We start from the raw sequence: 15,287 nt of genomic DNA, 5'->3' as shown, positions 1-15,287 counted from the left end.
ACTCAAGGTTAACTATATATGAATTGAGTTTATATATAGTTAACTTTTCTTGTGCGTGAGAATGTCTATGTCTAAAAATCAAAAATGGGAATTAAATAGAAGAACATTGTTAAAAGGAATGGGCGCCATTGGCGTGGCAGCTCTTTCTCCTAACGCGTTCAGTCTAGTTAATGAAAATAAACCCATATTTAACCAGAAACCACGGATCAAATTATCCGAGTATAAAACCTTTCGTTCAACCTGTGCGATGGAATGTTTGCACTGTAACCTAACAGCTTTTACACATAAGGGGAAACTGATCAAAGTTGAAGCCTCTGATGGCTTTAATGTGAAATGCTGTTTGCGTGGAATGAGCCGAACTAAGTGGGTATATCATAAAGATCGTCTCACCACACCTTTATTACGTGTTGGCGAAAAAGGGAAAGCAGAATTTAAGCCAATTAGTTGGGATGAAGCGCTTGATCTTATTGAAAAAAATATCAGAGAAACCATTGATAAGTTTGGCAATGAGGGGATATTTATCTCTACTCATGCGGGCAATATGGACTCGATTAAAAATGATATGGGTAAAGCATTTTTCGATTACTTGGGAGGGTCAACAAAACAAGCAGGCTCTTTATGCTGCTCCGCCGTAACAGCAGCAATGATCCCAATGGTAGGTCTGCGCTATGCCGATACTCGTGATACTGTAAAAGATAGTCGTTATATTCTTTGCTGGGGCAATAACCCTGCTGTCACCATGCAAGCATATTTTAAAAACTACAATCAAGCTCGTCGAAACGGCGCCAGAATGGTAGTTATTGATCCTCGCTTTAATGAAACTGCTGCTAAAGCCGATGAATGGATCCCAATTGTACCCGGTACAGATACTGCTCTTGCATTAGGTATGATCAAAATTATCATTGAAGAAAATCTCACTGATAAACTTTTTTTACGTGCACATACGGGTGCTGTTTATCTTGTTAACGCACAGCAAAAACTATTACGCCAATCTGATGATGACCAAGATAGCTATCTGGTTTTTGATACCCTGAGCCAGCAACTTGTTCACCATGAAACACCCAATATTGTTCCTGCGTTAACTCATGATGAACTGCCAGCTAATGCTGATTACATGACTGTCTTTGAGCAAATTTATCAACAAGCACAGCCTTGGACGATCGAAAAAACGAGCCAAGAAACGGATATTCCAAAAGAAACGATTATTCGTTTAGCACGCGATTATGCCACCACCAAACCGGCAATGATTGTGCAAAATATGTCTGGTGCTCAACGAACGGAGTTCGGTGCTTATGTTGCTGCAAGCCAGTTTTATCTCGCTTTATTAACCGGCAATATCGGTAAAAAAGGCGCTGGAATTTGTGATGCGGGTGGAGCTCGTCAAATGGCGAAATTTAGCCCAATTATTCCACCAGCACCGAATGCAAAACCCATCAAACCTATCCCTGTTGCAAAAGTCGGTGATTGGATTGTCAATGAAAGACCACACCCAATTAACTTTTGGTGGATCATGACTATGGGTGTAATGACGCAACTTCCTAACACCAATATGGTGCGTAATGCACTGAAAAAAGTTCCTTTTGTTGTTGTCGCTGATAACTTGATGTCATCCACGGCACTTTATGCTGATCTCGTACTTCCTGTTACTACTATTTTTGAAGATACCAGCTTAATGGCAGGGGTTCGTAGCCAATATGTACAATTAATGGAAAAAGCTGTTGAGCCACCGGGAGAAGCAAAACCTGATTACTGGATCTTTGCTCGTCTTGCTGAACGTTTTGGCTTCGGTGAAGTCTTTAATCAGCCGATTGAACATTATATTGATGCTTGTCTCAAAGGTTCTGGCATTACTCGTGAAATGCTTGAAAAAGGCCCAGTACGCCCAGTTGAAGGTGATTGGGTCCCATTTAAAGATGGTATTTTCCGTACTTCAACGAAAAAAGCGCACTTCTTTATTGAAGAGTGGCAGGGCAAAAACTTCTCCCCTATTGTCACCTATTACCCAGTAAAAGAATCGACAAAAGGCTCACCTGAACTTGCCAAAAAGTATCCTCTGATGGCGGTACAACGCAAACTAGCCCGTAGTGTTCACTCCAGTCATGGTATGAATGAGTGGATCTTAGAAGTACAACGCAATCAGCCTAATATTCTTATCCATCCTAATGATGCCTTAGCTCGCGGTATTAAAGATGGTGAATGGGCTATCGCGTTTAATGATCGAGGTGAGCACCGCGCTATTGCCGTTGTGACCACTCATATTAAGCAAGGTGTTATCTCATTGGATAATGGATGGTGGGAGCAACAAGGCGGAAGTAGTAGCCATGTCACCAATGATCACGTAGAACCTTTAGGTAATGGTCATTGCTGTAATAGCACCTTAGTTAACGTAAGACGGGAGGCATGATCATGGCGAAGAAACAGTATGGTTTTCTGATAAATACCAAAGATTGCTACGGTTGCCGTACCTGCTCTATGGCATGTAAATCTGAAAACGTGACACCTCCCGGTGTGCTATGGCGTCGTGTTCGTGAGTTCAACGAAGAACAACCTAATGCACAAGCCTTTATTACTATGTCTTGTAATCATTGTGATGATCCACAGTGCCTAAAAGTCTGCCCTGCTGATACTTATACCAAACGAGAGGATGGTATTGTCGTGCAAGATCATGACAAATGTATTGGTTGCCAGATGTGTATTATGGCCTGTCCTTACAATGCGCCTGTTTATGATCCGGTTGAAGGCAAAACCAGTAAATGCAATATGTGTGCAGATAGACTGGATGAAGGTTTGAAACCACGTTGCGTTGAATCTTGCCCTACGGGTGCCATTGAATTTGGCGAAATTGAAGATTTACGTAAAAAACATACGACAAATTGGGCTTTATTAGAAAAACGCTATGGCGTTCCTGATCACACCATCAGCAACCCTAATATTGTCATTATTGGAATGGAGGATTAATCATGCATGATTATCAACTGCCGTTAGTCCTGTTTACGGTAATGAGTCAATGGGGCATTGGTGCGGTATTAGCGCTTTCACTGTATCAATGGCAAAACCAAACACAAAACGTTGCAATGCTAAGTACCAAAGCATTACGAACAACCATTGCACTGATTTGGCTAATTGAAGTTGTGGGCTCATCAATGTCAATGGGGCATTTAGGTGATCCACTTGGTGCTTATCGTTCTGTTTTAGGTATTGCTCACTCTTGGTTAAGCCGTGAAGCAATAGCCTTCGTTATGCTTAATGGATTGATTTCATTATGGGCATTAGCAAGTTGGGTACAGCCTAATGCTATTCGCCGTAATAGTTTGATTGGATTGTTTTGTGGTGTGATTGGTTTACCTATTATCTTGGTTACAGCACAAATCTATTACCAAATGCAGGCACACCCGTTATGGCATACACCTGCAACACAAATCAGCTTTATTGGTACAGCGTTGCTACTTGGTTTTGGCTCGATGATCCCTTGGTTACGTTTACAAGGTAAAGCCATTAGCAATTCATTAAAAATAGGAACGTTTATCGGCGCATTATTAGTACTTGTGGGATTAGTTATGAGAGCGCAAGTACCCGGAGCTGATGTAGCAAGCCTATTATTATGGTGGCAAGTCATTGCTAGTTTGATTGTGGGTATTTGTATTATTACGTTATCTCACCGTTCTTCATTTACCAAAACATCGCTCTCTGTTATCGCTATTTTGATGCTTTTTAGCGGTGAAATCACAGGAAGAATGCTGTTTTATGGCAATGTCATGGCGCAAGCACCTTGGTTCTAAATTTGTTATTTCTCTAGGCTAAATGGCTGGGTTAAATGGCTTAGTTTGTTTGCTTATTTAACCTAGTTTTCATCCCCGATGTTTCACTTGATAATTTTATTTACCTTAACATTACCTTTAATTTTGCCCCGAATTTATTCGGGGTATTTTTTTATCTCACCCAATATTATTGATTTTGCTTTATCGGTACTCTTTTTATCTTTGATGAAATAATCATCTAGCTATCTTTATCAATAATAGGCAAAATTAACTTTAATGATTTAATACAATTCCCTGTTTACTATTAGAAAAGAGAACGCTTCTCATGACTGGATTAATTATTACCATCGCGTTATTGGGTCTTATTTTTTATTATTACAACCGTATTATCTCTATGCGTGAAGCCGTTATCTCAAGTGAAACTGAAATCTCAGTACAATTAGATCGTCGTGGCAAAGTGTTCGACAGCTTATTGGCCACCGTAAAAAAATACCTCAACCATGAGTCTGAAGTCTTTACTAAAATCACTGAATTAAGAACACAATCCCAAAGCGCAAATACCAAAGAAGCCAAAGCGGCTGAAGATGAATTATCAAAAATTGTCTCAAGTGGTGCCATTAATGTTGCGGTTGAAAATTACCCTGAATTAAAATCCGACACCATCATGACAAATTTACAAGAAGAGATTGTTTCAACAGAAAATAAACTCTCTTTTGCTAAACGTGGCTACAACCGCACTTTAGAACAATATCGCGCTTTTATCGCTTCTATCCCTGCGGTATTTATCGTCAAGATTTTCCCAAGCCTTGTTATTGATAAAGAGTACTGGCGTCTTGATGAAGGAACCATTAAAACGGAAGAAGCGCGTCGCATTAATTTCGATTAATTTTATAGTAATAAGAGATAGTTATTACTTCTAGATTGATAAAAACAGCACTCAACGGTGCTGTTTGGAGTCACTAATGGATTTCAGAAATGTTCTACGAAAAAATGCTATTCGAACTCGTTTTGTTATAGCAACATATTTACTCTTAATGCTTATGATCGGTTTGCTGGTGGATACGGCTATTGGCGCAAATCCCTATTTAGATCTGACCGATAATATGTGGGCATTTCTGACGTTTCAATCTCTTCCCATTGCCACATTAATTATTCTCGCTGTTTCGATTTTATTGCTTATCTTTATTCATTTTAAAGGGCATAAAATCATGCTTACAGGGATGAACGCGCGATTAATTAGCCCTGATGACACCTTAAATGCACAAGAACGCCAATTGCTCAATATTGTTGAAGAACTTAGTTTAAGTGCAACTCTGGGCTACATTCCTAAACTCTATCTTCTTGATACACCTGAAGCTAATGCTTTCGCTGCTGGTTGGTCTGAGAAAAATGCCTTTATTGGTGTAACAACGGGTTTATTAAGCCGTCTTAATCGCCAAGAAGTACAGGCGGTATTAGCTCATGAAACAGGGCATATTATTCATGGTGATTCACGACTGACATTATATGTTGGCATATTAGCCAACGTTATTTTGACAGTAACAAATATCTTTGGCAGTCGCTTATATATTGCTTCAGGTAATCGAGGTGGTAAAAGCAATGACGCTGCAAGCAAAGCTCGACTAATTTTAATTATTCTCAACTTTGTTTTACCGATCATTACACAGGTCCTCTATTTCTATTTATCCCGAACTCGCGAATATATGGCAGACGCTGCGGCGGTTGATTTAACCCAAGACAATCAAGCGATGATTAATGCACTAAAGAAAATTTCAGCACAGCATGACACTGAAAATTTTGAAGATGGCTCGACGGGACGAGCTTATCGAAAAGCCGCTTTTATTTTTAACAAAGGTGACTCGTTTTTCTCAACGCACCCATCTATTGAAAATAGGATCGCAGTGCTAGAAGGTCGAAAGACGTTTTAATTCTTATTATACAAAGCAGTCAAAAGAAAAAAGCGTTTTCCCCTGTTTATCAATATGGTTCAAACGCTTTTTTAATTCTTATTTCTTAGCAACAATCCGATTAACGCTGTTTTTCACCGTGATGGAAAATAGCGGTACGTAAACGTTCTTGTTGCTCATAACGCAGTGGAAATTCAATCGTTTTATCTTTACCTAATTCAACTAAAAGTTCATTCATGGTTTGAATACTGGTTGTAGCAATAGCGTCATCAACCTGTTTCACCATTTCATCATAATGAGACATCGTGATCTCCTTTTCTCATAAAAATCTTAACTGCTATCATATTACAAGAAAGAGAAATTCTATATTTTTAGTCGCACAAAGCAGGATTAAATTGAGTTAAGTGGCATATTTTTTGTCTCTTGCCCCAATAACATCACCGCTAATATTCCAATCACAATTGAAAAACTGAAAATCAGAAATATTGAGCTTATTTCAAATTGATATTGAACCAAATATCCCACCATTAAAGGCCCTAATATTCCGCCAATACGTCCTATTGCTGTTGCAGTTCCAGCTCCTGTTGTCCGAATTCCATCGGGGTATTGTTCTGGCGTATAAGCGTATAAAGCCCCCCAAGCGCCCAAGTTAAAGAACGATAACAACATACCGAAAATAAGCAGTGTCGCAGTTGAATCAGCCACACTGAAATAATAAGCACTGATGGCCGTTCCGGCTAAATAAGCCACTAAAACAAACTTTCGCCCATAACGCTCAATTAACCAAGCCGCGGTAAAATAACCAGGTAACTGCGCTAATGTCATAATAAGCACATATTGAAAGCTCTTAATTAAGCTAAAGCCTTTTAACATGGCAACACTAGGTAACCACAAGAAAATACCGTAATAAGAGAAAACGACACAAAACCATAAGATCCACAACATTAGCGTTGAACGACGATATTGTGGTGACCAAATTAATGCCATTGATTGTCGAATCGATAGACGTGTTTTTTTCTGTGAAATATGCGATGAAGTAGGTTCAGGTAATTTGGAACGTAAATAGAGAGCATATACCGCAGGTAATGCACTTAATAGCATCGCCATACGCCAGCCATAATCAGGAATAATAAAGTAAGCAATCAACGCTGCAATTAACCAACCGACAGCCCAAAAACTCTCTAATAAAACAACAACTCTGCCTCGTTCATGGGTTTCAACACTTTCACTAACAAGCGTTGAGGCAACGGGTAATTCGCCACCTAATCCCATTCCAATAAAGAAACGTAAAACAAGTACCACCATCAAAGAGCTTGCTAATGCCGTTAACCCACAACCTAAGCTAAACAGTAACAAAGTAAAGATAAAGACGGGCTTACGCCCTTTTCTATCGGCCATAATGCCAAACACAAAAGCGCCAACAGCCATTCCAATTGAATTTACACTACCAATCCAACCCAATTGTGATGCCGTTAATCCCCAATCTTCTTTTAATGCCGTGAGTAAGAATGCGAGTAATCCCACATCCATTGCATCAAAAGTCCATCCCATACCTGCGATACATAAAAGCTTATTACGAGAGATTGCCTCAGGTGCTTTACCTGTTTGGCTTGCCGTTGTCATTACATTTCCTTTTTATCCCCTGCCAAAGTGTTTAGTATACTAAACAAGAAAAATCTCTTTGTTAATAGCAAAGTTATCATTTAAAGAAAAATTAACATTTATGCTGAAAAAATGGCTAAAAAAAATCGGTATCTCTAAATAAGATACCGATTTCAACTTTTATAACTTTCTATTTTGCTTTTTTGATTAGCTTCTTAAACCTCGGCCTTTTTCAATTAAATACCATGCAATAACGTAAAACACAGCAATGAAAAGACACAAAACACTAATCGTTACGGTTAAAGAGACATCCGTAATGCCCAGAAAACCGTAGCGGAAACCACTAATCATATAAACAATTGGGTTAAGCTTGGATACACCTTGCCAAAATTCAGGTAGTAGTGAAAGTGAATAGAATACACCACCTAAATAGGTTAATGGCGTTAAAACAAAGGTTGGGATAATACTAATATCATCAAAGGTTTTCGCAAAAATCGCATTTAATAATCCAGCGAGAGAAAACACAATTGAGGTCATCAGTAATGTCACTACAACCATTGTCCAAGAATGTATTTCTAAAGGCACAAAAAATAGTGAAATTAAGGTCACTAATATACCAACACAAACACCACGAGCCACACCACCACCAACAAAACCGGCAATAACAACATGCGTTGGTACTGGTGAAACTAATAATTCTTCAATGCTACGTTGAAATTTCGCACCAAAAAAAGAAGAAGAAACGTTCGCATAAGAGTTTGTTATTACTGCCATCATAATCAGGCCAGGAACAATAAACTGCATATAATCTACACCGCCCATATCGCCAATTCGTTTACCAATCAGGTTACCGAAAATAACGAAATAGAGAGACATGGTTATCACTGGTGGAATTAATGTTTGCACCCAAATACGACCAAAACGGGTGACTTCTTTAATCCAAATGGTTTTGAGGGCTACCCAATACAGCTGAATCATTCCCCCTCTCCTTCTACTGTATGCTCTTCATTAACTAAGTGAACAAATAATTCTTCAAGACGGTTGGCTTTATTTCTCATACTTAACACTTGAATACCTTGTGCATTAAGTTGAGCAAAAACACTATTTAGTCCTTGCTCTCTTTTAACATCAACTTCTAATGTTGATGTATCGACCAAGCGATATTGATAATTTTGTAATTCAGGTAATGGGCTTTTGGGCGCAAGATCTAAAATAAAGGTTTCAGACTCTAATTTACTTAATAGCCCTTTCATACTGGTATTCTCAACCAGTTCACCTCGTTGAATAATACCAATATTCCGACACAGCATTTCTGCTTCTTCCAAATAGTGTGTGGTTAGGATAATGGTAGTGCCTTCAGCATTTAATTGTTTTAAAAACGTCCACATTGAGCGGCGCAATTCAATATCAACACCCGCGGTGGGCTCATCAAGAATAAGTAATTTAGGTTGGTGCATTAATGCACGCGCAATCATTAAACGGCGCTTCATTCCCCCAGATAAAAAACGCGCTCTATCTTCGCGCTTTTCCCATAAATCCAACTGGGTTAAATAAATTTCGGCACGTTCTAATGCCAATTTACGAGGTACCCCATAATAACCGGCTTGATTGAGTACAATTTGTAATACGGTTTCAAAAGGGTTGAAATTGAATTCTTGTGGCACTAATCCTAATTGACGTTTTGCATTGACCATATCGGTATCGGTGTCATAACCAAATACTTTGACTTTACCGCTACTCTTATTAACTAAAGAGCTAATAATACCAATTGTGGTCGATTTGCCTGCGCCATTAGGGCCTAGTAAAGCATAAAAATCGCCAGCCTCAACGGTGAGATCAATTCCTTTTAGCGCTTTTACGCCATTGTGATAAGTTTTCGTTAACTCCGTTAACTCCAATGCATACGTCATATGTGGGAATTACCTTTTATCAACTGCATTATTCAGCATTAACTGAGCTGAAATCAGAAAATAAGCTTAGTTCAAAGAATAAAATGGAATAAGTTATTCTAGAGAATATTCGGTGGCAAATAAACCGTTTTAGGGCTTATGACACAAACGAATAAATAAATATTTTTTAACTATTACAATAATAAAGAATAAGAGATGGAGAGAAAGAAAATTAGCTATCAAGGCTCAGATTCTTTTATTTCTTACGAATATTCTGATGTTTTAATAAATTTATCCATTGATGCAATCATTTAGTCTAATTGATACCAATAAAATTATTGCTTTTGTTTCTCAAGTTTACTGATGAATATTATCCCTCCATTTACCACCTCAATCAATGATTGCTCTTTATTTTTATCATTTTTACTTTCAGTGCAAAAATAAAACCAATAACCATAATCATTAGATTTATTTATATAATATTTATAAGCATCTATTTTTGAATAATACAACAGCAGGTTTAACAAACAGTTATCTTTTTATACATTTGATTTACATCAAGGAATGTATTGATAAATTCATTAAACAAATGCTATAAAAAGATCTATCTTATTTGAAAGCGAAAAATTACAAGCAATTATCTGTCACTCGGCTTTAAAAAGCCCTCTGATTAATTCAAAAGTAATGGTATAAAAATACCCTTTCTAAATGGATCTCTTGCATCCAGCAATAACACAAGAGCTATTCGTGTTGGCGTACTGTCAGCGCAAATGGTGGGAAACCGAATTTACAGGCAGTCACGTCATGATGAGAAAAATTGAAGAGCTGTTAGCCAATAACAAGCAATGGTCAGAATCTGTTACTGAAGAAAATCCTCAGTTTTTTAAAGATCTCTGTAAAGGTCAAAAACCTCACTTTTTATGGATTGGTTGCTCTGACAGCCGCGTTCCAGCAGAAAAATTAATCAACGCAGCACCAGGTGACTTATTTGTTCACCGTAATGTGGCAAACTTAGTCATTCACACTGACTTAAACTGCCTTTCTGTGATCCAATATGCGGTTGATGTATTACAAGTTGAACACATTATTGTCTGTGGTCACTATGGTTGTGGTGGTATTGAAGCCGCTATTGAAGGCACCGAATTAGGACTTATCAATAACTGGTTACTGCATATCCGTGATATCTGGTACAAACACAGTTCTATGTTAGGCGAACTTGCACCACAAGATAGATTAAACCTACTTTGTGAGCTAAACGTTATTGAACAAGTGTACAATCTTGGTCACTCGACAATTATGCAAGCAGCATGGAAACGTGGACAAAAAGTGATGATCCACGGTTGGGTTTACGGCTTAAATAACGGTGAACTACACGATCTTGATGTCACCTCTGATAGCCGTGAGAAACTTGAACTTTCTTATCGCCAAGCAATGGCAAAATTGAGTCATCCACGCTAATAAGATATGTTCGATTAAATAACAAAAACCCGCTTAAAGCGGGTTTTTAACTGCTATTTTAAGTAAATAAATTACTCATCTAATAATGTTACATGCCCAATATAAGGTAGGTGACGATAACGCTGTGCGTAATCAATGCCGTAACCAATAACAAATTTATCTTCGATGGAATAACCAATCCACTCAACAGGAACATCTACTTCACGACGAGAGGGTTTATCCAATAAAGTACAGATAGAAATAGAAGCAGGCTCACGTAAGCTTAAAATCTCTTTAACACGATTTAAGGTGTTACCTGAGTCGATAATATCTTCAACAATCAGAACATCTTTACCACGAATATCTTCATCGAGATCTTTAATGATTTTAACGTCACGCGTTGACGTCATCCCATTACCGTAACTTGATACAGTCATAAAATCGACTTCATGGTCCACGTCAATTTCACGACATAAATCTGCCATAAAAATAAAAGAACCTTTTAACAAGCCGATTAAGACAAGAGCATGTTGATCTTGACGTGGGCGGTAATGTTCTGTGATTTCACGACCTAGCTCAGCAATACGCTGTTTGATCTCTTCTTCAGAGATCATGACATCAACAATATGTTTCATGATTAATTTCGATTGGGTTAACGGGGAAAGCAAACGATTGTACCAGAACTTCCTTCATCATGCGATGATCTGATTTAATGAAAATAAAGGCACAAAATATCAATTTCATGCCCTTTATTAATTTATCTTACTGATATTAATCATTTTTACAGTGATTGATTATTTGCTAACAGTAAAACCCGCCATCATTCCGGTATCTTCATGTTCTAATAAATGACAGTGTGCCATAAATGGATGTTCTTTTGTGGCCAAATGGTCGAACTTCACTAAAATTTCGCTAAATTGCCCTTCAACTTTCACGATATCTTTCCAACCTTGGCGATGCTTCTCTGGTTCTCTACCATTTTCAGATAAAATACGGAACTGTGTACCATGAACATGGAATGGATGTAACATCATGTCACCACGACCAGAAACAACCCAACGCTCATAAACGCCTTGTTTTACATCAAATGCAGGTTCAGTCATTGAGAATGGAATCCCATTGATACTATTGGCATTATAGATATCTAAATCACCATTGCCATGACCGCAATTCATTCCACCGCCCATCATGCCACTGCCGTTACCTTGACGCATATGACTCATTCCATGATGAATACCCGCTAGTGCTTTATCGCCGTAGCGCTCTGTTAATAGCATCATACCTTGCATATCTAAACGCATATCCATTCGTAGATGTAATGTGCGCGTTGAAAGATTGCTTAATGTTGGTAATGTAGGAATAAGCGCTAATTGCTCAGGTAAAAGACCTTGTCCTTTTTCTGCGGATGGTAGCAAGCGTAATACAGGCAATACATTATCAAATGGCGCTAAAACCATTCCTATTTGGCGTACAGGTAAAGTAACAATATCAAAATCACGTCCATCAGAGGTATCCACTAAAACTTCAAAGCGCTCCCCCATTAAAATCGGTAATTCAGTCACTTTTACAGGCTCTGCGAGTAATCCACCATCGCTGGCAATCACATACATTGGTCTGCCATCACTTGTCGCAAGATTTAAACTACGTGCATTACAGCCATTTAAGAAACGTAATCTAACCCAACCTTTTGGCACAATATGCTGTGGTTGAATAGTGCCATTGGTTAACATCATATCGCCAAACCAACCAATTGCAGCACTCATTACGTCAAGTTGATAATCGATTTGCCCATCACTATCTAAACGCTTGTCTTGTAAAATAACGGGTAAATCATCAACCCCCCAACGATTAGGCAGTTTACGGCTTGCGGTTTCATCATCTTCAATAATCACTAACCCACCTAATCCCATAGCGACCTGTTGTCCGGTAACACCATGAGTATGAGGATGGAACCAACACGTTGATTCAGCTTGATTTGGTGTAAAAGTGACAGTACGAGATTTTCCAGGTTCAATCATTGCTTGTAGGCCGCCGTCTTCTTCACCGCTGATTTCAAGCCCATGCCAGTGAACCGTTGTTGTTTCTGGTAATTGGTTATTGATATTAATTGTGACGGGTTGACCACGTTTAAGTTTCAATGCAGGGCCTAATAAACTACCGTTATAGCCCCATGTAGTGGTATTCGCGGTAGGTATAAATTTAGAAATACCTTGTTGAATATTCAGAACAATCTTTTGTTGGGCATCAGGGGTAATTTGAGGTGGAATAGCCAATGAAGGCGTGTTACTTTGGGCAAACGCAAAGCGACTCCAACTTGGTAATAATGTTACAGCACTTAATGTGGCGCCTAATTTTAAAAATTCGCGACGTTGCATAATATATTCCTTTGAATAAAAACAAATTATTTTGTATTTATCGAAATAAAATGAATAAAGAAGTTTTGTAAACTATTACCAATGCTAAAGTTTCCCCTTACTGGAAGGTCAATTTAAAACCCAACAAAACAGCGGGTCTTTGCAAAACTTTTAACTACATTAAGCCAAATAACAAAACTTGCTAAATCATCACACAAAGGAACAGCACACCTAATGAAAAAAATGTTCGCCTTGTTCTGCACATTAACGCTCTCTTTTACTCTGGTTTTTTCTTCGAGTGCAAAAGCGTTAACTTATACACAAGCAGAAGACTTGGCAGATTTAACCGCCATCTACCTTTTTTTAAATAAAGATTGTGGTTATGAGCAAATATCAAAATCTAAAATTGAAAGAGCCTTAATGGTCTTTTCTCGCTCACAACAATGGGATGTGAGTAATTACTCAACGTTACCGATGAGCACATTAAATGAAGATAGCTACAATGATCTAAAAGGTATTGAAGTATCACACAATAAGAAATGCCAATTGTTAGCTAATAAATCACTCAGTTTATTAAACTATTAATTCCACTATTAAGTCACAATTGTATTGATAGAATAAGATAACCTCTTGAAATAGCATGCTTGTTTTTCAACATAGGCAATTAAATAGAGGTTATCAAAAAAACAAAATTATCCCTTTTATATTTTATTCTTCTTTTTTGTTCTGATTATTTTTCTTCTGTTTATATTCATTCCAATACAAAGCCACTGATGGAATACTTTGAATAATCAACATTCTAAAAATATGATTCGACATAACAAAAGCCGCATCTACGTTCATCGTTATCGCAGCAAATGTCATGGCTTCCATACTCCCTGGCGCCCAAGCCAATATTAATGTAGCCCAAGGAACTCCCGTTAAATAAGCGGCACCATATGCAACAATCACTGTTAAAATCACATTAATCATAACTACTTGCACAGAAGAAAAAGCATTTTTAATTAGTGATGAAAGTGGGAAAACAACAAAGTGAGCACCAATATTCATCCCAATTAAAACCATACTCAATTCATTAAGTAACATGGGAAAAGCAATGGATTCGCTAGCAAATGATTGAACCAATATCGCACTACCTAATGAAGTCAACATAAAGGGTGCAGGGAATCGGATTTTCTGCAATAAAAGCCCTGAGCCTAATCCTAAAGCAACAATCAATAATAACCACAATAATGAAACAATGGTCATTTCAGGTATAGCAAATTCTGGCATATTGGCTTTATCAGCACCAACGATAAAACCCGCCATAATAATCAAAACCATTAAACGAATAGTATGAGAAATAACAATTTTTTGAGGGGGTGTTTTTGTATGATCAGTTAATGCTAAAATAGCGGCCATCGCACCGGGCACGGCTCCTAGCATTGACTCTTCTTTCGTCCAACCAATATGACGGTGAAACCAAAAGTAGCTCACAAGAAATTGAATTGCTAAACAAATAACAAGAGTGAGCAATAGAATAATTAAATTATCAGCACTACCTAAATGAACTTGGTTAAACATTAAACCAACCGAAGTTCCTAACGTCAGTTGAATAAAGGTTAACGTATGTTTAGGAACCGCAAGCTCCCATTTAAAACGATAAGCGATAATAACAACAAGAATTGGCCCAAACATCAGTGCCATGGGTAAACCTGAAAGAGTAAGAACACCACCTATTAATGCACAAAATAGAATACCGGGCAGAGTTTTTAAAAACGACATGTTGTGTTATCCAGTTTTTTTAATTATGGTTTTATCCTAGCATTTATATAAATATTTAATAAACAAATAGTGATAATGTGATTATTATTTTTCTTAATATTAAGAGCTGATTATGTCGTTAAAAATTACTACAAGTCCAACACCGAATGAGATCAATGAAATTTATGAAGGATTGTTAACTCACAATCTTCGTTATATTCAGATGGAACAATACTCACCACTGGCTGTTTTTAAAGAAGAGAACGATAAAAAAATAGGCGGGATCACGGGAGATATTTTAGGAAATTGGCTACGTATTCGCTATTTGTGGGTAGATAAAGCCTATCGTGGACAAAACATAGGTACAGAATTACTGCAAACAATGGAAAATACAGCAAAAGAAAAAGGAGCCAAATATGCTGAGGTCGATACCTTTAGCTTTCAAGCCCTGCCTTTTTACCAAAAGCAGGGATTTGAGATATTTGGCACCCTAGAAAACTATCCTGTGAGTGATAAAAAATATTATTTAAGGAAAGCACTATAGATTTTCATGTTCTAATTTCATGATACTTATTAACGAGAAATAGTTTACTCTAT

15 protein-coding genes are annotated in these 15,287 nt (G+C 37.7%); 8 read left to right on the top strand and 7 right to left on the bottom strand.

All coding sequences use genetic code 11. The annotated features are described in order from the left end of the window. Positions 1-67 precede the first annotated feature (67 nt). The 5 genes from C0T34_RS13635 (at position 68) to htpX (ending at position 5,686) form a co-directional block, all read left to right on the top strand. Positions 68-2,404, top strand: a complete 2,337-nt coding sequence (locus C0T34_RS13635) for a molybdopterin-dependent oxidoreductase (RefSeq protein ID WP_098941047.1) — start codon at positions 68-70, stop codon at positions 2,402-2,404. A gap of 2 nt (positions 2,405-2,406) precedes the next feature. Continuing rightward, on the top strand, positions 2,407-2,958 hold the full coding sequence (locus C0T34_RS13630) for a 4Fe-4S dicluster domain-containing protein (RefSeq protein WP_098941048.1): 552 nt from the start codon (positions 2,407-2,409) through the stop codon (positions 2,956-2,958). A 2-nt stretch (positions 2,959-2,960) separates the two neighbouring features. Then, positions 2,961-3,779, top strand: coding sequence for a DmsC/YnfH family molybdoenzyme membrane anchor subunit (locus C0T34_RS13625; RefSeq protein WP_109850314.1), 819 nt, complete (start codon positions 2,961-2,963; stop codon positions 3,777-3,779). Positions 3,780-4,083: 304 nt separating this feature from the next. Continuing rightward, the gene (locus C0T34_RS13620; RefSeq protein WP_098941051.1) at positions 4,084-4,644 is read left to right on the top strand and encodes a LemA family protein; all 561 of its coding nucleotides are present in this window, start codon (positions 4,084-4,086) and stop codon (positions 4,642-4,644) included. A 76-nt stretch (positions 4,645-4,720) separates the two neighbouring features. Then, positions 4,721-5,686 (top strand): zinc metalloprotease HtpX, encoded by a 966-nt coding sequence (gene htpX, locus C0T34_RS13615; protein WP_098941053.1) that lies wholly within the window; start codon positions 4,721-4,723, stop codon positions 5,684-5,686. 100 nt (positions 5,687-5,786) lie between these two features. On the opposite strand, the gene C0T34_RS13610 is transcribed toward htpX, so the two are convergent. From C0T34_RS13610 to C0T34_RS13595, 4 genes are all read right to left on the bottom strand, one after another. Beyond that, positions 5,787-5,969: a DUF2526 family protein gene (locus C0T34_RS13610; protein ID WP_098941055.1), complete on the bottom strand. Its 183-nt coding sequence runs from the start codon at positions 5,967-5,969 to the stop codon at positions 5,787-5,789. Positions 5,970-6,055: 86 nt separating this feature from the next. Continuing rightward, positions 6,056-7,288: an MFS transporter gene (locus tag C0T34_RS13605; protein WP_109850313.1), complete on the bottom strand. Its 1,233-nt coding sequence runs from the start codon at positions 7,286-7,288 to the stop codon at positions 6,056-6,058. A 186-nt stretch (positions 7,289-7,474) separates the two neighbouring features. Then, on the bottom strand, positions 7,475-8,245 hold the full coding sequence (locus C0T34_RS13600) for an ABC transporter permease (RefSeq protein WP_098941057.1): 771 nt from the start codon (positions 8,243-8,245) through the stop codon (positions 7,475-7,477). After that, positions 8,242-9,177 (bottom strand): ABC transporter ATP-binding protein, encoded by a 936-nt coding sequence (locus tag C0T34_RS13595; protein ID WP_098941059.1) that lies wholly within the window; start codon positions 9,175-9,177, stop codon positions 8,242-8,244. Before C0T34_RS13595 ends, C0T34_RS13600 begins: the two co-directional genes overlap by 4 nt. 783 nt (positions 9,178-9,960) lie before the next feature. On the opposite strand from C0T34_RS13595, the gene can reads away from it, so the two are divergent. Further along, the gene (gene can, locus C0T34_RS13585; RefSeq protein ID WP_036932822.1) at positions 9,961-10,614 is read left to right on the top strand and encodes a carbonate dehydratase; all 654 of its coding nucleotides are present in this window, start codon (positions 9,961-9,963) and stop codon (positions 10,612-10,614) included. A gap of 71 nt (positions 10,615-10,685) precedes the next feature. Here can and hpt read toward each other — a convergent pair whose 3' ends face one another. Beyond that, the gene (gene hpt, locus C0T34_RS13580) at positions 10,686-11,228 is read right to left on the bottom strand and encodes a hypoxanthine phosphoribosyltransferase (protein WP_098941060.1); all 543 of its coding nucleotides are present in this window, start codon (positions 11,226-11,228) and stop codon (positions 10,686-10,688) included. 159 nt (positions 11,229-11,387) lie between these two features. Continuing rightward, the gene (gene cueO, locus C0T34_RS13575; RefSeq protein ID WP_109850311.1) at positions 11,388-12,968 is read right to left on the bottom strand and encodes a multicopper oxidase CueO; all 1,581 of its coding nucleotides are present in this window, start codon (positions 12,966-12,968) and stop codon (positions 11,388-11,390) included. Positions 12,969-13,181: 213 nt separating this feature from the next. Between cueO and C0T34_RS13570 the strand changes: the two genes are divergently transcribed. Then, complete coding sequence (locus C0T34_RS13570) at positions 13,182-13,532, top strand: YacC family pilotin-like protein (protein WP_098941063.1); 351 nt, start codon at positions 13,182-13,184, stop codon at positions 13,530-13,532. A gap of 123 nt (positions 13,533-13,655) precedes the next feature. Here C0T34_RS13570 and C0T34_RS13565 read toward each other — a convergent pair whose 3' ends face one another. Continuing rightward, positions 13,656-14,711: an AbrB family transcriptional regulator gene (locus C0T34_RS13565; RefSeq protein ID WP_098941064.1), complete on the bottom strand. Its 1,056-nt coding sequence runs from the start codon at positions 14,709-14,711 to the stop codon at positions 13,656-13,658. A gap of 112 nt (positions 14,712-14,823) precedes the next feature. Between C0T34_RS13565 and C0T34_RS13560 the strand changes: the two genes are divergently transcribed. Beyond that, positions 14,824-15,234 (top strand): GNAT family N-acetyltransferase, encoded by a 411-nt coding sequence (locus C0T34_RS13560; protein ID WP_098941066.1) that lies wholly within the window; start codon positions 14,824-14,826, stop codon positions 15,232-15,234. The last annotated feature ends 53 nt before the right edge of the window (positions 15,235-15,287 follow it).

The organism is Proteus sp. CA142267 (assembly GCF_003336825.1).
In the GTDB taxonomy this organism is placed as follows: domain Bacteria; phylum Pseudomonadota; class Gammaproteobacteria; order Enterobacterales; family Enterobacteriaceae; genus Proteus; species Proteus terrae.
This window is presented reverse-complemented; position numbering and strand designations above follow the sequence as displayed.

Coding starts and splice junctions, on each gene's coding strand:
- C0T34_RS13635 (WP_098941047.1), top strand. CDS start 68: ATGTCTAAAAATCAAAAATGGGAATTAAATAGAAGAACATTGTTAAAA.
- C0T34_RS13630 (WP_098941048.1), top strand. CDS start 2,407: ATGGCGAAGAAACAGTATGGTTTTCTGATAAATACCAAAGATTGCTAC.
- C0T34_RS13625 (WP_109850314.1), top strand. CDS start 2,961: ATGCATGATTATCAACTGCCGTTAGTCCTGTTTACGGTAATGAGTCAA.
- C0T34_RS13620 (WP_098941051.1), top strand. CDS start 4,084: ATGACTGGATTAATTATTACCATCGCGTTATTGGGTCTTATTTTTTAT.
- htpX (WP_098941053.1), top strand. CDS start 4,721: ATGGATTTCAGAAATGTTCTACGAAAAAATGCTATTCGAACTCGTTTT.
- C0T34_RS13610 (WP_098941055.1), bottom strand. CDS start 5,969: ATGTCTCATTATGATGAAATGGTGAAACAGGTTGATGACGCTATTGCT.
- C0T34_RS13605 (WP_109850313.1), bottom strand. CDS start 7,288: ATGACAACGGCAAGCCAAACAGGTAAAGCACCTGAGGCAATCTCTCGT.
- C0T34_RS13600 (WP_098941057.1), bottom strand. CDS start 8,245: ATGATTCAGCTGTATTGGGTAGCCCTCAAAACCATTTGGATTAAAGAA.
- C0T34_RS13595 (WP_098941059.1), bottom strand. CDS start 9,177: ATGACGTATGCATTGGAGTTAACGGAGTTAACGAAAACTTATCACAAT.
- can (WP_036932822.1), top strand. CDS start 9,961: ATGATGAGAAAAATTGAAGAGCTGTTAGCCAATAACAAGCAATGGTCA.
- hpt (WP_098941060.1), bottom strand. CDS start 11,228: ATGAAACATATTGTTGATGTCATGATCTCTGAAGAAGAGATCAAACAG.
- cueO (WP_109850311.1), bottom strand. CDS start 12,968: ATGCAACGTCGCGAATTTTTAAAATTAGGCGCCACATTAAGTGCTGTA.
- C0T34_RS13570 (WP_098941063.1), top strand. CDS start 13,182: ATGAAAAAAATGTTCGCCTTGTTCTGCACATTAACGCTCTCTTTTACT.
- C0T34_RS13565 (WP_098941064.1), bottom strand. CDS start 14,711: ATGTCGTTTTTAAAAACTCTGCCCGGTATTCTATTTTGTGCATTAATA.
- C0T34_RS13560 (WP_098941066.1), top strand. CDS start 14,824: ATGTCGTTAAAAATTACTACAAGTCCAACACCGAATGAGATCAATGAA.